Origin of the sequence: Pseudomonas arcuscaelestis (genome assembly GCF_016881005.1) — a bacterium.
Classification (GTDB): Bacteria; Pseudomonadota; Gammaproteobacteria; order Pseudomonadales; family Pseudomonadaceae; genus Aquipseudomonas; species Aquipseudomonas arcuscaelestis.
Map to the genome: position 1 here is coordinate 73,974 of NZ_JACOPV010000015.1, position 15,620 is coordinate 89,593.

Below are 15,620 nucleotides of genomic sequence, written 5' to 3' on the forward strand. Positions count from 1 at the left end.
TATGCGTGATGATCAGATCGTAAGGTTGCAGGCGCTGACCGAGCGTCTTGGTGAAGTTGTCATCAATGAGATTGACCCGCACAACTGGCCAGGCGCCGACAAGAAGCCGGGCGAGCTGACCCAGCAGGAACGCGGTGATCGGTATTGGTGCAAGAAGAACGCCGCGGCGACCATGACGCTGTTGCTCAAGACGGTGAACATAGCCGGCATCCTGAACCGCCAGAAGCCAGCGCCGGATGCAGGCTCAGAGATTGACGAACTCGACGGCGAGATTGCGGCAGCGGAGCGTGAAGCACAGGCCATCATCGAACGGATGCAGAAGAGCGGGAATGTCCACTGAGCCTGAGAAGCCCGTCGAGAAAGTCAGCTTCCTAGTCTTCTTCCTGATCTGGGCCAAGCGCCGGAAGTGGGCAGTCCCTGATATCCATATCAGGGCTGTGCTGTGGCTGGAAACCAAGGGCGAACTGGCCGTGCTGCGTTGCTTTCGCGGCTTCGGCAAGTCCACGATCCTGGCTATCTACAACGCTTGGAAGTACTACCGCGACCCCACATTCCGGATTCTCCACCAGTCCGAGTCGGACGGTACCGCGTACAAGACCAGTCGTGATACGCAGAACGTAATCCGCAGTCACCCGTTGACCCGCCACATGCTGCCGCCCAACAAGGGCCAGGTCGAGCAGTGGTGGGTTGAAGGCGCTGCGGACTTCCGGAACTCGTCCATGTACGCGCGCGGCATCCTGTCGAACGTCACTTCGGCCCGCGCCGACGAGTGCCAGAACGACGACGTGGAAGTGCCAAAGAACATCCAGACCCCAGAGGCTCGGGAGAAACTTCGGTACCGGTTGGGCGAGCAGACGCACATTCTGGTACCGGGCGGGAGTCAGCTCTATATAGGAACGCCGCACACGCACGACAGCCTCTACGACGAGATGGAGGCGATGGGCGCTGACTGCCTCACCATCAAGATGTTCGCGCAAGAGCACAGGGTTGAGGACGCCAAGCACAGCACCTACGACCTGCCATTCGTGCCAGAGGTGGTTTTCTTCGGCATCGGCAAGCTGGCTCGTGTGCTGGAGCCAGGCAAGGACTACCAGCTAACGAAGACCGGTAAGGGGATTCTATTCAAGGAGCCGCCGGGCGGACTGGTCGACTTCTACGCTGGCAGCGCCTGGCCTGAACGCTTCGACATGAAGGAGCTGCAGAAGCGGCGCCGCAAGACGCGGACGATCAACGAATGGGATAGCCAGTACCAGCTGCACAGCAAGCCGGTGACCGAGGTTCGTCTCGATCCGGCCCGCATGATTCCTTACGACATCGAGCCAGAGATCCGCTATGCCAACGGCGAGTGCGCCATGTGGCTGGGGAACATCCAGATTGTCGGTGCTGCGGCTTACTGGGATTGCTCACTCGGCAAGGTGAAGTCGGACGCCTCGGCGTTCTCGCTGATCCTTACCGACGCCCGAGGCCAGCTCTATTGGCAGGTGTGCGTGGGGCTGGAAGGCGAGATCGCCGAGTTCGACGAGCGCACCGAGAAAATCACAGGCGGCCAGGTCAAGCAGGTGCGTGACCTGGTCATCAAGTACCAGATTACCCGCGTTGTGGTTGAGACCAACGGCCCGGGCGGCTTCGTGCCCACGATCCTGCGGCAAGCGCTCAAAGGTACCGGCTGCGGGGTAGGAGAGGAACACAGCAGCACCAACAAACAGAAACGCATCCTCGATGCCCTGGAGTCGCCCCTGTCGGCTCGGTTCCTGTGGGCGCATGTCAGCGTGCTGCGTGGCCCACTGTGGGACCAGATGCGCGACTTCAACCCAGCGCTCACCGATCAGGACGACGACTACCTCGATTCCGGCGCCGGCGCCATCGCTCAAACCCCCGTACGCATTGGCCGAATAGTCGGGAAACCGACAGAGGTCCGGCAGGACCATTGGCGCACCAATGCGGGCGTGCACGAGGTGCAAGTCGATTACTAGCCCGCCAGCACCAGGGGGCAACCATGGCAGTTCCAGCAGGACCAACCGAGCAACGCTACGTCGGCAACGGCGTTACTACCATCTTCACCGTCCCTTTCCTGGTGATTCAAGCTTCCGACCTGGCGGTTTACGTTGATGGGACCAAGCTTACGTCCGGGTACACCCAGTCCGGCGTCGGGAACCCCACCAGCTCGGTGACGTTCTCCATAGCTCCAGCAGTCAGCGTCCAGATTCTGCTGACTTTGGAAGTTCCGTTCGAGCGCCTGAACGACTACCAGGAGAATGGCGACTTCCTGGCTAAAACCGTAAACAACGACTACGACCGAATCTGGCAGGCACTCAAGCAACTGATGCGCTACTCGGACCGTTCGTTGCGCCTCGGGCAGTTCGACATCGATGGCGCCGGCCAGTATCGCGCCAAGGGCAACGGGATCGCTAACCTTGCTTCGTCCAACAGGGTCGCAACTTCGGCGACGAACTGGAAGGATGTTGTCGACTTTGTCACCGAGGTTTTGGCCACCGGCCAGGGGCCGCTTAACAACGCCGCCAACATCCTGTTGATGGGCCCTTATGGTTCGGTCAACGCAGTTCAGGATCTTGCCAACACATCGGACCCTTTGCTTGGCTCTGCCCTCGTTGGTCGCCAGCCACTGCAGTTCAATGATGTTGCCGAGCTTCGCGCCACCCCGGGGCGATTTATTGGTGATCGAGGCTTCATCAACAACTATCTGCCCGGGGACGGGAAAGGCAAGGGGTGGGTAACGTACAACCCTGCAGCCGGTCCTGACGATGGCGGCATGCGCTTGGGTGGATGGGTTCGGGATCTGACGCACGATGGGATGATTGACGCTTCTTTCTGGGGGCTACCTCTCGCGTCAGGTTTCAACAACGTTGAGTTTGCCGCCATCGAGGCGTACATGTTCGCCAACCGTGTGTGCCTCAAGGTTGGCCCTGGTGTGTATGACAACGGTCCAGTGAAATACCCTTTTCGAACTGGCGATGTTCCATCGGCGTCGTTCCGGAACTACAACTTTGCTGGGATTGTTGCGAGCCCCCTGGCGAAGTTCCAAACCACGTCCGCAAACGGCAACGACGTATTCAACCTGGTATGTGTTGAGAACTTTTTTATTATCGGGTTCCCGCAGATCGAAGGCTTCATCACGACGACGCTTGGGTCAGGTACGAACGGTGTGTCTGTTGTTCATGGCGGTAGGAATATCTACATCGAAGCGACCTGTAAAGATCTTCCCTTCATCGACAAGGGAGCCGGATCTGTTGATGGTGGGAGCGCGTGCAGCTTGCAAGCTTTGGATACCAGCTTGCTTCCTTTCGAGAATGTGCGGTTTCGTGTTCGGGCGAAAGGCGTGTCTCACGGATTCAGCTGCACCGGACCTTATGCGTACTTCGTTAACTACCCAACCAAAGGCTGCGTGCTTGATATCGACGTGGAGAATGCGTACCGCGGCGCGGCTATTGGCATTGATGCTCCCTCTGCTGCACCAGCAACACCACCTCACGTGGGGATTACCGGTGAAGTGCGCTGCAGGAACGTTCAGCAAGTTCTGGTCGACTTCCGGGGAGACGGCGCAAAACTTGATGTCTCGGTTATGAACGACCTTGTGAAGGAGTCTTTGGTCTTCCTCGCATCCAACCCGCTTGTGGCTGTAACGCAAATCCTTGCCGCGAAAAACTTCGACCATAACGTGCATGGTGAAATTCGCAGTGCGGATACCTGGCTGAGGATCGGCGGTGCGTCAATGGGAGGCGGAGTCATTGGTAGTACTGCGCGTGGTAGACTTCGCCAGAATGTCAAGTTCAACGCGGTAACCACGCCAGTCGACCTGGTCAATTCTGGTGGTGTTGATATCGCGGATAACGAGCTTGTCTTGAACAGCATCGTGTCTGGTTACAGCAGCATTTCGGCGCGAAGCAGTACCCTGTTCATCAACGGGAAAGAGGTCCATTCGACTATCTATCCAGGTGACACAGGGGTAACGCTGCAGCCGAACGCCTACACCATCGTAATCTTCAAGGTCCCTTTGACGGCAACGCGGGCAGTCGTGCTGCCAGCCTCCGGAAGCATTGGCGATATTGTTGACGTGATCAGGCTTGCAGGGGCCAGCGGGGCAAGCGCTGTCCAGGTGCTGGGGGTCAACTACACGGCATCGACAAACGCGCGGTTCGTCTACAACGGCTCAGCCTGGGAGCGGACCGACTTCGGAGTCACCTAACCATCCGCTTTTTGTTGATATGGAAGTGCTTGATATTTCAAGTGGTTCAAGGCTTAAAGGATAATTATGAAACGTATTTCTTTGGTTTCTTTTGCAGTCTCCTTGTTGGCATCAACGTTTGTTAATGCTGACGATATAAAAGCTTCGTCTATAGATGTCGTTGCATTTGAGAAGCCACCTATATCGATGCTGCGCGCCAAGCCTGGTCCTGTTGCAACAAGTCTTTCGACGTTTCCGAATTACATTGAGTTTCAACGGTCGGGCCAGTCGGTAAAAGGTTCGGTTGGTGCTCTCGGTTCTTTTGAGATGAACCTCGCCGTTAACATGGACTATGCCGACGGCGTCCACCGGCTCTACGAGAAAACCAAAAGCGCCTACTGGCTGGCGCTGAACACTCAAGGGTTGTACCTCCAGTACGCTCCCCCCATGGATACCGATGGCGATGTCTGGGATGACAGCGGGAGAAAGTACGGGTTTGTGTTGACCATGGACGAGGCTTCCTTCAATGGAGACATCAAGCCTCTTACAAACGGTAAGACCTCGCTCGGGTCGCCAAGCATGTCATTCAAAAGGATCTTCATCGACAGCGAGTCAGCAGCTACTGCTGGCCCTGTGACGATCAACAAATCGGCTGGCCGTATAAAATTCAGCCCTGGTCAGACCTCTGTTGTCGTGACCAACTCGCTTGCGAAGGCTTCCTCGCATGTGTTTGGGAACGTCACCACGAAAGGGGCAACAGCTAACAGCGCCCAGATCACTCCCGCTCTTGGCTCATTCGAGGTCACGCTTAATGAAGCCCCTGACCGAGAAGTCTCCGTCGACTTCTTCATCGTCAATTGATGGGGTAGAGTGATCTTCAATCAGCGGAGAGAAGGCGCCAGCGAAGCTTTAAAAGTACAGTGGTAAGTACATTTGCTGGCGCTGCAAGTGATAACGACCAATGGATAAAGGCTTTCAAGCCATTGGTACGGTTCCTGTCTCCGGCACCAGTTCAGGTTCCAGCGAAGGCTACCAAAATCTCTGGAACCCCCGTAAAACCCGCCTTTTGGCGGGTTTTTTCGTTATGGCGTTGCGTCGGAATCCGACAGCTACCAGCCGATAAAGGGGTAGCGTTCCTCCAGAGAACCAGTAGGAGTGCAGCAACATGCCGTCTTCCACCGAAGAATGCCTGTGGCTAAATAGCTGATCCGCAGGGCATCGGTATTCATCCGATGCAGCGATGTAGATAAAGTCCTGCTTGCCGAATCGGCCTTTCGCTTTGCTGCTTGATGTTAGCGCCTTCGGTACAAAAATTGTGATCCCGGCCTGCTCGCAAGCAAGAGTTTCCGGACCTTTGTAATAGCCTCGATCGGCTACCACTGTCAGCGACTCAGTACCGATTTCTTCGCGTGCCTGGTTCGCCATATTGCTCAACTGCGTTCGGACATTGCCAACATTGGTGACTTCATGGGTAATGATCAGATGATGTTTGTCATCGACTGCTGTCTGTACGTTGTAGCCAACCTTGCCAGTACCTCGGCCACTCGTGGCCATTGAGCGTGCATCAGGATCGGTAAAAGAGATTTGCTGATCTGGGCTGGCGTGAAGCTGCGCTTCAATGTCCTCAAGCTTCGTCATCTGCTGTTTCAGCTTTTCGATTTTGTCTTTCAACCGCTCAGTCTTGGCTTCGGCCACTTCCGGCACTGTCCGATCCGCCGACTCCATCGCCGCAAGATAGCGATCAATGCTCTGCTCGATCTGCTGCATGCGCGCCTTGATCTTGCCCTGGGTGAAGTTGCGGTCGCGGGTATTCACGGCTTTGAATTTGCTACCGTCGATGGCGACGATCGACTGGAAGAAAAGATTGAGGTTGCGGCAAAGCATTACGAATTGTCGGCAGACGCAGCGAATGGCTTTACCGTTGTCTCGGCGAAAGTCGGCAATCGTTTTGGAGTCGGGAGCTAACCGGCCCGTTAGCCACATCAGCTCGACATTGCGCTGTGTCTCGCGCTCAAGCCGGTGGCTGGACTGAACCCGATTGAGATAGCCATAGATCCGCTACGATCCCGACGATCAGAAGGTTAGACAATCGCAGGTCTTTTCACACAGCCTGGACCAAAGCGGCCGTTGGTTTAGATCGGCTAAAAGCCAACAGCCGCCCCTTGGACGGTATCTGCCAAGGGGGGCGATTCAGAGCGCTCTGAAACGTCCGGCTAGAGACTAGTTCTCATAGCGCAGCGTAACGGCAAAGTTGCGGGGTTCACCGTAATAGTTGCCAGTGTTCTGACTGAAAATCGCGGTGTAGTACTTCTCGTCGAAAATGTTGTTGAGGTTCAGTTGAACGCTCAGGTTCTGGTCAATCCGGAAGTTGGTGTTCAAGTCCACCAGGTTGTAGGCGCTCTGGGAAATATCATTCAGGTACAACTTGCTCTGATGGTAGAGGTTGGCACCCACTCGCCATTGATCGAACCCGCCGGGCAGTTGATAGGTGGTGGCGGCCTTGAACAGTCGCTGTGGCGAGTTCTCAGTGCCATAGGTGTCGCCCTTGCTGCTACCGGCGACGTATTGCGGATGACTGTAGGTGTAGCCCATCGACGCATTCCAACCGGGCATCAATTCACCTGAAACCTCTGCATCGAACCCGCGGTTTCGCACCTTGGCACCCTTGGTGTAGCACCGCGCATCGCGCGAGGGCCCGCACACGCGCCCTGCCTCGGGCACCACCTGTGGTAGGCCGGTCTGATCCACCTGGAACAGCGCGAGGGCGGTATTCAAGCGACCATCGAGCAGCTCGCTCTTCACGCCGACCTCGTAGTTGCTGCCGGTCGTCGGCTCCAGCAATTTGTTGTCGACACTGTAGTTGCTTTGCATCTTGTAGATCTCGGTATAGCTGGCGTAGACCGAGGTGTTGTCCGTGAGATCGTAGACGATACCGCCGTAGGGAATGACCTTGCGATTTTCCTTGAACCGATCGGTTTCCCACGGACCTTGGGTGTCATAGTCGACCCAGCTCAAGCGGCTGCCGAGAATGACGTGCAGATCGTCCATCGGATTGAGGCGCGTGGCGACGTAGACCCCCTTGTCCTTACGCACATGTCGGCTGTGCGTCAGGTTGCCCACTATCTGCGGCTTGGGGAACTTCGAGGTGTCGAAGTCCAAGATGTCGACTGTAGGATTCACACTGGCTGAGCCAGTGACGTACTGCAGCCTGTCGCGGCGCATGTTGGTCCCTATCACCACTTCATGCTTGCGCCCCAGCAGGGTGAATGCGCCGTTGAGCGCCGCGTCGAGGTTGACCTGTTCGTCATCGTAACGGGCGCTGTTCGGCCAATACCGCATCGTCGAATCCGTCTCGTTGGTGTGATAGCCAACTTGTGCGAGAAAGTCGGCGTTGGACCAGATCAAGTTGGTAGCGACGGTGAGGTTCCAGTCTTCGTTGAAGCGGTGCTTGATATCGGCGAAGACGTTGCGGTTGGTCTTGTCCAGGTAGGCCCAATTGCCGGCGAACGATTTCGCGCGCGAGAAGTTGTACGAGCTACCGTCCAGGTGGGTGGGCAAACCACCCCAGTCGTAGCCATTGTTGTTGTCCTGCTGGAAGGATGCACCCACCGCGACCGTGGTCGCGTCGCTCAGGTCTGCTTCGCCGATGGCGTAGAACAGCTGGTTGTCCTTGCCAGCGTAGTCCTGGTAGCTGTTTTTCGTGTTGTACATCAGCACCGTGCGGCCACGCAGAGTGCCCTCAGCATTCAGCGGGCCGCCGACATCGAGCTGGGTGCGGTAGTTGTCCCACGAGCCTGCGCCGATTTCCGCCTTGAGCTGGTAATCACGCGTAGGTCGCTTGCGCACCATGTTGATCGCCGCAGACGGGTTACCTGCCCCTTGCATCAGGCCGTTTGCGCCCCGGACGATTTCCACCCGGTCGTAGATGGCCATGTTGTTCACGGACATGACGTCCATTGAGAAACTTTCGGTGACACTGCTCGGCAGGCCATCGAACTGCAGGTCGTCGACCTGAAACCCGCGTGAGTAGTACAGCGGGCGCTCTGTGCCGAACCCTTTGACCGTGCTGATGCCCGTCGCGGCCTTGGCAACGTCTTCCAGCGACTGCATGTTCTGGTCGTCCATCTGCTGGCGCGTGACGACACTGACGGACTGGGGCGTTTCTCGCGGCGAGAGTCCCAACCGGGTTGCGGTACTGGTGAGGCCAGTTGTGTAGGAACCGGTGCCTTCAGTGGTCGTGCCCAAGCCTTGTCCGTTAATGCTGGTCGCGTCCAGCTGCATCGCTGAATCGGACTCGACATGGGTGGTCAGCACATAACGGTTTTCAATGCGCAGTACGTGTAGCGAATGGTCAGCCAAGAGTCGCGCAAACCCTTGCTCGACGCTGAGCCGCCCTCTCAACCCATCTGTTTCGAGCCCTTGCGTCAGTGTCGCGTTGAACGACAGCAACACGCCGGCTTCCTTGGCGAACCTGTTGAGTGCCGGCCCGAGCGGCCCGGAGGGAATATTGTATTCGCGCACAGCCTGTTCGGCATGAGCCGATGCAGCAGGTGAGAACAAGGGGTACAGCAACCCCGCATGGATTGACATTGCCCCGCCCAGCAGCAGGGGAGTAATGAGTGTGCGACGTGCTTTGGGGCGGTGTACGATGCGCGGCATGACGGCTCCTTTCAATGCCGGGAAGGGCGTTTTGTAAAAGAGCTCGTACGAGAGAAGCCAAACCGACAATGGTCGGCAGATTTTTTATCCGAGCGATGTGAGCGTTACCCAGTAGCGCGTGCGGGTCTCGATTTTCAGCTTCAATGCCTGTGCGATGGCGGCCAGGACGCTATCGCTATCGTCCAGCGGATAAACCCCGGAGAGGCGCAAGCCTGCAATATCGTCGCTGCACCGCAGAAAGCCGGGGCGATAGCGTTGAAGCTCGGCGAGTGCTCGGTCGAGACGCCAACCATCGAAAACCAGACGGCCCATATTCCACTCGGTCATCCCCAGGTCGGCGATGCTGGGCTCGGGCAGGACACCGTTATCGAAGGCCAGGCTCATCCCCGCATTCACCTTGACCGCTTGGCGGGTCGCAGCGTTGCGCACTTCGACAGCGTGCTCGACTACCACCAACTTGGTGTGGTCTGGAAACAGTCGTACATCGAAGCGGGTACCCAGTGGACGCATGGCACCATGGGGGCTGCGGACCCACATTGGACGTGGATCGGCTGCCGTCTCGACAAAGATCTCCCCCTCCCGCAGCGTAATCAGGCGCTGCTCGGTGTTGTACTGGATGTCTACCGCAGAGCGTGTATTGAGTGACAAACGCGTGCCATCGTCCAAGGTGATCCGACGACGCTCGCCCGTTTCCGTCCGCGTATCGGCGAGCCATATGGGGGCATTGCGATAGCCTGTCCAGGCAACCCCGGAGGCGCCGAGCGCGAGCATAAGCCCCTTGAGCACGTTGCGCCGCGCAGGTTCGATCGCACCTGCTGCAAGCGCATGCCGTGCCAAGGGGCCGGATACACCATGAAAGCTTGTCTGGAGCTGCTCCAGCTGTATCCAGGCCCAGCCATTCACGGTATCCGCGTCACACCATGCTTGCCATTGTGCCTGGGAAACTGCGCAACGTGGGTTGCCGCAAAGCCTCGCGTGCCATTGGGCTGCCTCTTTCAAGGCCTGGCGTTGACTGGCTGGGTTCACAACTGCGCGTCAAAAGCGAACAGCAGGCAATGCTCGGTGGCCTTTGCCATGTACTTCGTGACGGAGCTCACCGAGATGCCGAGTTGCTCGGCCACCTGCTGATAGGTCAAGCCATCGAGTTGCACGTATAAAAAAGCCTGGCGCGCCTTGTTGCCGAGCCCGTCAAGCATGGCATCCAGTTGCATGAGTGTTTCCAGCATGAGCAGGCGCTCTTCGGGGGAACACTCCTCCAGTGCCGGTTGGCGAGCCAGGAAATCCAGGTACGCCTGCTCCAGGTTTCGCCTACGCAGTTGGTCGATCATCACACGCCTGGCCACAGTAGCGAGGTAGCTACGTGGTTCACGTGGTGCCTGCCTGATTGCACTGCTAATCAGGCGTACGAACGTGTCCTGCGTAATATCAGCGGCCCGATCATTGTCGCCAAGGCGTCTGCGGATCCAGCTGTGTAACCACTGTGCATGATCCCGGTAGAGGTCATGAACCGCTTCGCGATGGAAGGTGGTGGGAGGGTGCGCGTAGGACACCGAGTGCTTCCTGCTCTAGATGTGAATGTGAATTAATCGCGATTATAAGAAAAGCCCGGATCTTTGCAATCCGTACTGATCGCTTCAGGAGAATTTAGTTGTGTTGCATCGACCGGTTGAATCCACAGCCAAAAGCAGACAGAGATGGACGACTCACCTTCACATCCGTAGGCTCGCGCTACCTGAGACATCGGCTATCTTGCAACCGGAGCCTGCTTTGAACACAAGGACTGTGAAATTTGCCTCCCATGGATATTCAGTAATACCCAGACTCATTTGTGAACAAGAACTGGCGTTTACACGAGAGCTGGTCACCGATCTGGTTGATCGCTATCGGGGCAGTGAGCCGACAGCATTGTCTGTTGGAGTCGCCATTAGCGACGTTAGCCGGCAACATCCACAGCGCAATCCAGACATTGAACCAGATCGATGGAAGCTCGAGCCCTTCATCATCGGCGACCTCCTCGCTCTGGACTCCCGTTTTGCGCGACTACTCTCCCAGCAGTCCATCTGGACCTGCGTCGCCGAACTACTCGAGTGTGCACCCAGCGATCTGCGCTTTCACTTCTGCAATCTCACACGCAAACCCAGCGAGATAGGTCCCGCCATTGGGTGGCATCGGGACGCTGAAAATAAATACTTCGCCAGCCATGATGGGCGCACTTTGCGGTTACTGATACCGCTTCAGTTCATGTCTGCTCGCAATGGCGGCACAGCAGTAGTTCCTGGTTCCCACATTCAAATCGACACCCCTATAGACGCCGCGTTTTGCCCTGAAGTAGTGCCCGGTGCTTGCCTGGCACTGCACTCAGGCACTCTGCACGGCGGTTCACCTAATCGTAGTGAGCAGGAACGAGACGTTATCGTTATCCAGTTTGGTGTGTGTTCATCTACTCTTCGTTACCAAGCTAACGAAACATTGTCCCTATCGACGCGAGAAGATCTTTTAGCCTTTCACCAAGACACTTTAGAGAGACGGATTGTGGATTTCTGAGCGTCAGCTATGGGTCGTTTTCTGCCCGTCACCCAAGGCAGAAAACGCCCCAGAGCGGCCTGTTATGACAGACAAAAATCGGTCGAGACGAACTTGGAACTGCGTCTGTAATCTGCGGAAATTTCACTCAACTGCTGCTGGCGTACGGTTGTCTACATATCGGCCGGCTCAGATCAAAGCCAGAAAGGATCTCACATGAACTTCGGTGTGTTTGCTACAACCGTTTTTTCCTTGGCCGTCCTCAATGGAGCCTACGCGGAGAACAACAAAGACAGAGTATTTGTCGAGGCTCGATGGTATACAGAGGCGTATGTAAAACAGAGTCTCGCCAACATCAACCCGCGTTTATTATCCGCAGCTTTCCCACCGATGGCTAACTATGTTTTCGCTGCGGACACCCCTGGACTTCGACCAGAAGGTGAAAATTTGCTAAAAAAAGAAGTCTGGTCTATTGAGGGTGGCTTTGTGCGGTGGCCCCCCAAGAAGGATGGCAAAACGCTCAAGACGCAGTGGGATGATATGTGTGTGACTCTGAGTGCCCGGGGACTCAAGGGTTTGTATTATGAAGCAAGGCTAAGGTCGCGCTTAACTACACCGAAGGATCTTGTGATTTCCAGGATTGAGACGGGAGAGCTGGTTTCTGCGCCGTCGAGCTTAGATGCATCCAGGGGGCGGGACAGAGGATATGAAGTTATTAAAGTAATTCCTCCTCGGGGAGAGGGGAAAATGCGCTGTAATATCTATAAAACAATGAGACGTGGCTATGTAAGGTACGACATTTCCGTAGTGCTTATTGCACCAGTTGCTTACCTGAAGCCACCAAACAGGCAAGCCGTACGATAGTAATCATCAGCGCAATCAATGAAACACCCTGAGCAGAGTGTTCGCGGGAGGACGAAGCAGGATTTCGTGAAAGACAGCTGAGGCTGCTTTGCAGCGTGCTTTTCCTCAGCGAGGGTAGCGAAGCTGGAGAACGCGACCATTGCTGACTAGCCACTTTTGGCTGCATGGACTCAACCGGTGGGCAGCTTTGAGTCGGAAGCAGCCATTGGCGAAGTGCAGCAATGGTCCGATCGCTGTCCTAACTAAGAGCTATTTGCCAGAAACACCCATCTAAAAGCCAATTCGAACACGATCCGCCCATTGCTCCACTCAAATGACACCAAGCGCCGTCATTCCTGAAAAATTGTCACTAGTGCAATGAAAAACTGCCAAAAATAGGAAAATTAATTACCAATAGACTGACAGGCATACCAACCTGAGCACCTGCATATGTCTGCCTATGAATCCATTACCCAAGCCGCTTCTTCCACGAAGGGGGTTGGGCTGAGCATAGCCATCTTGGCCTCTTCGGCCTTTCTCATCGTAACGACCGAGTTTCTGATCGTGGGCTTGCTGCCTGCCCTTGCCAGAGACCTTGGTATCTCAATCTCTGTAGCAGGGCAGTTGGTTACCCTATTTGCCTTCACAGTAATGATCTTTGGCCCACCCCTGACGGCTGCGCTTTCTCATCTTGATCGGAAAAAATTATTCATCTCGATCCTGTTGATCTTCGCCGCAGCAAACGCCCTAGCGGCCGTATCCGACAGCTTTTGGCTCCTTGCAGTCGCCCGTGTGGTGCCTGCTTTAGCGCTACCGGTTTTCTGGGGAACGGCCAGTGAAACGGCTGGACAGCTGGCGGGCCCACAGCGATCTGGCCAAGCTATCTCGAAAGTGTACCTGGGCATCTCGGCGGCAATGCTGTTCGGTATTCCAGTGGGCACAGTTGTGTCGAATGCGATTGGCTGGAGAGGTGCGTTTTGGTTGCTGGCAGGTTTGTCGCTGATCATGGCGATTGCGATGTCGGTGTACATGCCCACTGTCGCTCGTACTGCGAAGGTGGATTTTTTCAAGCAAGCACGCATCTTCAAAGAGCCCTATTTCCTTGCGAATGTGTTCCTTTCGGTGGTGGTCTTTACAGCCATGTTCACCGCTTACACTTACCTGGCCGATGTTCTTGAGCGAGTTGCAGGTGTGGCGCCAGAGAATGTCGGATGGTGGCTGATGGCATTTGGCGCAATTGGCCTGGTCGGTAACTGGATCGGTGGTAAGGCCGTCGACAAATCCCCAATCAAGGCCACTGCGCTCTTTTTGGTATTGCTCAGCATTGGTATGGCCGCCATTGCGCCACTCGCACATGCAGGACTGATCTTCTGCGCTGCTCTTGGCCTTTGGGGAATCGCCAATACTGCTCTTTATCCGGTAAGCCAGGTGCGAGTCATGAGTTCGGTTTCCCACTCTCAGGCACTGGCGGGCACCACCAACGTATCGGCAGCTAACGCAGGCATTGGTATCGGTGCCATTGTTGGGGGTATGACAATTCCGAGCCTTGGGGTTGAATATCTAGGCTACGTGGCATCCGCAGTAGCGGTGATCGCTTTGGCGCTGATTCCGATCGTTCGCAAGCTTGCCCCTTAGCAATTGGAGCATGTTGGTTCGCTGCGCCGCCTGTGAGTCAGGCTGGCGCATTGTCGTGCGCGATTACCGCTCCGTTATGCATTCAGCCTAAAGGCAGTACTGTAGGTTGTGCGCCGTGCGGCGTTAACCTGGGAAGTAGATAGTCCAGTAGCGCTCGAACCTTGGGTTGCCCCTCTCGACTTTTCAACCAGACCAGATTCATCGGCAGGCCATCTGTGGATAAATCTGGTAGCACCTCTACGAGCGTTTTCTGCTCAATGTGGCGCTGAGTGAGCCACGTCGGTAATTGGCCTATGCCGTAGCCGGCAAGCACCGCCGCTACTTCCCCCTCGCCATCGCCCACTGCAATGCGCGTGTGGACAGTTCGGCGTTCCATTTCTCCCGGCTGACGCCCTCTAAAGAACCATGGGCTGACCAATCCGTCGCTTTGCCCATATCCAACGCAATGGTGGTTATCGAGATCACGCTCACATTGCGGGGTGCCATGTTGTTCGAGGTACTCAGGGGATGCGCAGAACATCAAGCGCTGAGCGCCGAAATACTGATGGCCAAGATTTGCCGGCCAAACATCAGCGCCACCAATGCGCACGACGATATCAATGCCTTCGTATACAGGATCAATGAAGCGATCAGTGAAAGAGATGTGGGGTTGAAGCTTGGGGTGAAGGCGCACAAAGTCCATGATCAAGGGAAGAACGTGTAGCCGCCCAAAGGAGGCCGGAAGATCGATCCGTATCCTGCCATGAGGCTCATTGTTCTCGGCGATAATTGCATGCTCAGCTTCTTCGAGATCCGTCAAAACGGATGCGCACGTTCTGTAGAAAACGACACCGGCCTCGGTAAGAGCCAGACTTCTCGTCGTGCGGTTGAAAAGACGAGTCCCTAGTCGACTCTCCAAACGTGCCACGCTTTTGCTTACCGCCGAGCTTGTGAGGTTCAGTCGTTCGGCGGCAGCGGTGAAGCTGCCAAAATCAGCGACTGCGACAAAGACATCGATACCTTTCAGTCGCTCGGACGAGAACATTGCACTCTCCATTATTGAATTAAATTCCAGGTGCTCCGCAAGCTAGCACCAGGGCAAGTACAGAATTCTCCAATAGACCCTACACCATCCCATGCGCCAAATCCTCAACCAGCGCCTTCGCCATCCCACTCAAATAATGCGCAGCACACAGCATCGCTTCGTCCTGCTCAAACATCACATGCTGAGTCAGCTTCCCCACACACCCCATCAGCAGCGCAGCCTGTTCCAGAACAAACCCAGCATCATGCCCAGGCTCAACCCGAAACAGTCGATCATCCGCGGTGCCGCTTACCCCCTCACCAAACACCCCGACACCTATCGTTCTAAACCCTGAACTGCTATTGTCAACCGACGCCTCGCTCATTTATCCCTCTCCTCAGAAAACCATCCACCCCCAAAGCAACCAGCCTTGCCGAAACAAAGCCGGTGCCCGCCTGTGCATAACTCAGTGCTTCAACTGCACCTTGCTCAAGGCCACTTCGATCAGGTTTTGGGCGTTTTCGATTTCGTGCATGGTGGCCAGGGTAAGAACCTGCCCTGGGGCGCTCGAATGCAGCAGGACTGTTTGTTGCGCGATGGCCAGGGCGCAGACCATGTATTCGGAGATTTGGATGAGGACGTCTTCAAGAGACTGGTTGTTGGCATTTGGTGGATCTGGGACGATTTTCAACATGGTGCCTCCCGGTGAGTGGAGCCGCCACGAATCTGCTGTCAAACAAATGGGTGGCAACTGTACGCGGGTTGACAGACCGA

The 15,620-nt window shown here is 56.0% G+C and carries 13 protein-coding genes and 1 pseudogene; 7 read left to right on the forward strand and 7 right to left on the reverse strand.

Annotated elements, in window-relative coordinates; all coding sequences use genetic code 11:
- Position 1 precedes the first annotated feature (1 nt).
- The 4 genes from H8F21_RS22265 to H8F21_RS22280 all read left to right on the forward strand — a co-directional run bounded on the left by H8F21_RS22265 (position 2) and on the right by H8F21_RS22280 (position 5,044).
- Positions 2-340, forward strand: a complete 339-nt coding sequence (locus tag H8F21_RS22265; protein ID WP_203585347.1) for a hypothetical protein — start codon at positions 2-4, stop codon at positions 338-340.
- The gene (terL, locus tag H8F21_RS22270; RefSeq protein ID WP_203585348.1) at positions 330-1,973 is read left to right on the forward strand and encodes a phage terminase large subunit; all 1,644 of its coding nucleotides are present in this window, start codon (positions 330-332) and stop codon (positions 1,971-1,973) included. The genes H8F21_RS22265 and terL overlap by 11 nt, the downstream gene beginning before the upstream one ends.
- A gap of 23 nt (positions 1,974-1,996) precedes the next feature.
- Positions 1,997-4,204, forward strand: a complete 2,208-nt coding sequence (locus tag H8F21_RS22275; protein ID WP_203585349.1) for a hypothetical protein — start codon at positions 1,997-1,999, stop codon at positions 4,202-4,204.
- A 66-nt stretch (positions 4,205-4,270) separates the two neighbouring features.
- Positions 4,271-5,044: a hypothetical protein gene (locus H8F21_RS22280; RefSeq protein ID WP_203585350.1), complete on the forward strand. Its 774-nt coding sequence runs from the start codon at positions 4,271-4,273 to the stop codon at positions 5,042-5,044.
- A gap of 279 nt (positions 5,045-5,323) precedes the next feature.
- Here the strand turns inward: H8F21_RS22280 and H8F21_RS22285 are convergent.
- The 4 genes and pseudogenes from H8F21_RS22285 to H8F21_RS22300 all read right to left on the reverse strand — a co-directional run.
- Positions 5,324-6,238, reverse strand: a pseudogene (locus H8F21_RS22285) (transposase); the annotation flags it as partial.
- Positions 6,239-6,403: 165 nt separating this feature from the next.
- Complete coding sequence (locus H8F21_RS22290; RefSeq protein ID WP_203479414.1) at positions 6,404-8,842, reverse strand: TonB-dependent siderophore receptor; 2,439 nt, start codon at positions 8,840-8,842, stop codon at positions 6,404-6,406.
- A gap of 84 nt (positions 8,843-8,926) precedes the next feature.
- Positions 8,927-9,868 carry a FecR domain-containing protein gene (locus tag H8F21_RS22295; protein ID WP_203585351.1) on the reverse strand — a complete coding sequence of 314 codons (942 nt, stop codon included), beginning with the start codon at positions 9,866-9,868 and terminating at the stop codon, positions 8,927-8,929.
- Positions 9,865-10,392 (reverse strand): sigma-70 family RNA polymerase sigma factor, encoded by a 528-nt coding sequence (locus H8F21_RS22300; RefSeq protein WP_203479416.1) that lies wholly within the window; start codon positions 10,390-10,392, stop codon positions 9,865-9,867. The genes H8F21_RS22295 and H8F21_RS22300 overlap by 4 nt, the downstream gene beginning before the upstream one ends.
- Before the next feature lie 217 nt (positions 10,393-10,609).
- On the opposite strand from H8F21_RS22300, the gene H8F21_RS22305 reads away from it, so the two are divergent.
- The 3 genes from H8F21_RS22305 (at position 10,610) to H8F21_RS22315 (ending at position 13,843) form a co-directional block, all read left to right on the forward strand.
- On the forward strand, positions 10,610-11,386 hold the full coding sequence (locus H8F21_RS22305) for a phytanoyl-CoA dioxygenase family protein (protein ID WP_203479417.1): 777 nt from the start codon (positions 10,610-10,612) through the stop codon (positions 11,384-11,386).
- A 195-nt stretch (positions 11,387-11,581) separates the two neighbouring features.
- Positions 11,582-12,229: a hypothetical protein gene (locus H8F21_RS22310; RefSeq protein ID WP_203479418.1), complete on the forward strand. Its 648-nt coding sequence runs from the start codon at positions 11,582-11,584 to the stop codon at positions 12,227-12,229.
- A gap of 429 nt (positions 12,230-12,658) precedes the next feature.
- The gene (locus tag H8F21_RS22315) at positions 12,659-13,843 is read left to right on the forward strand and encodes an MFS transporter (protein ID WP_203585352.1); all 1,185 of its coding nucleotides are present in this window, start codon (positions 12,659-12,661) and stop codon (positions 13,841-13,843) included.
- An 82-nt stretch (positions 13,844-13,925) separates the two neighbouring features.
- On the opposite strand, the gene H8F21_RS22320 is transcribed toward H8F21_RS22315, so the two are convergent.
- From H8F21_RS22320 to H8F21_RS22330, 3 genes are all read right to left on the reverse strand, one after another.
- Positions 13,926-14,867: a LysR family transcriptional regulator gene (locus tag H8F21_RS22320; protein WP_203585353.1), complete on the reverse strand. Its 942-nt coding sequence runs from the start codon at positions 14,865-14,867 to the stop codon at positions 13,926-13,928.
- 79 nt (positions 14,868-14,946) lie between these two features.
- Entirely contained in the window at positions 14,947-15,231 is a 285-nt protein-coding gene (locus tag H8F21_RS22325) for a DUF3077 domain-containing protein (protein WP_203585354.1), read from the reverse strand.
- An 81-nt stretch (positions 15,232-15,312) separates the two neighbouring features.
- A complete protein-coding gene (locus H8F21_RS22330) occupies positions 15,313-15,540 on the reverse strand; it encodes a hypothetical protein (RefSeq protein WP_203585355.1) in 228 nt (75 codons plus the stop codon).
- Positions 15,541-15,620 lie beyond the last annotated feature (80 nt).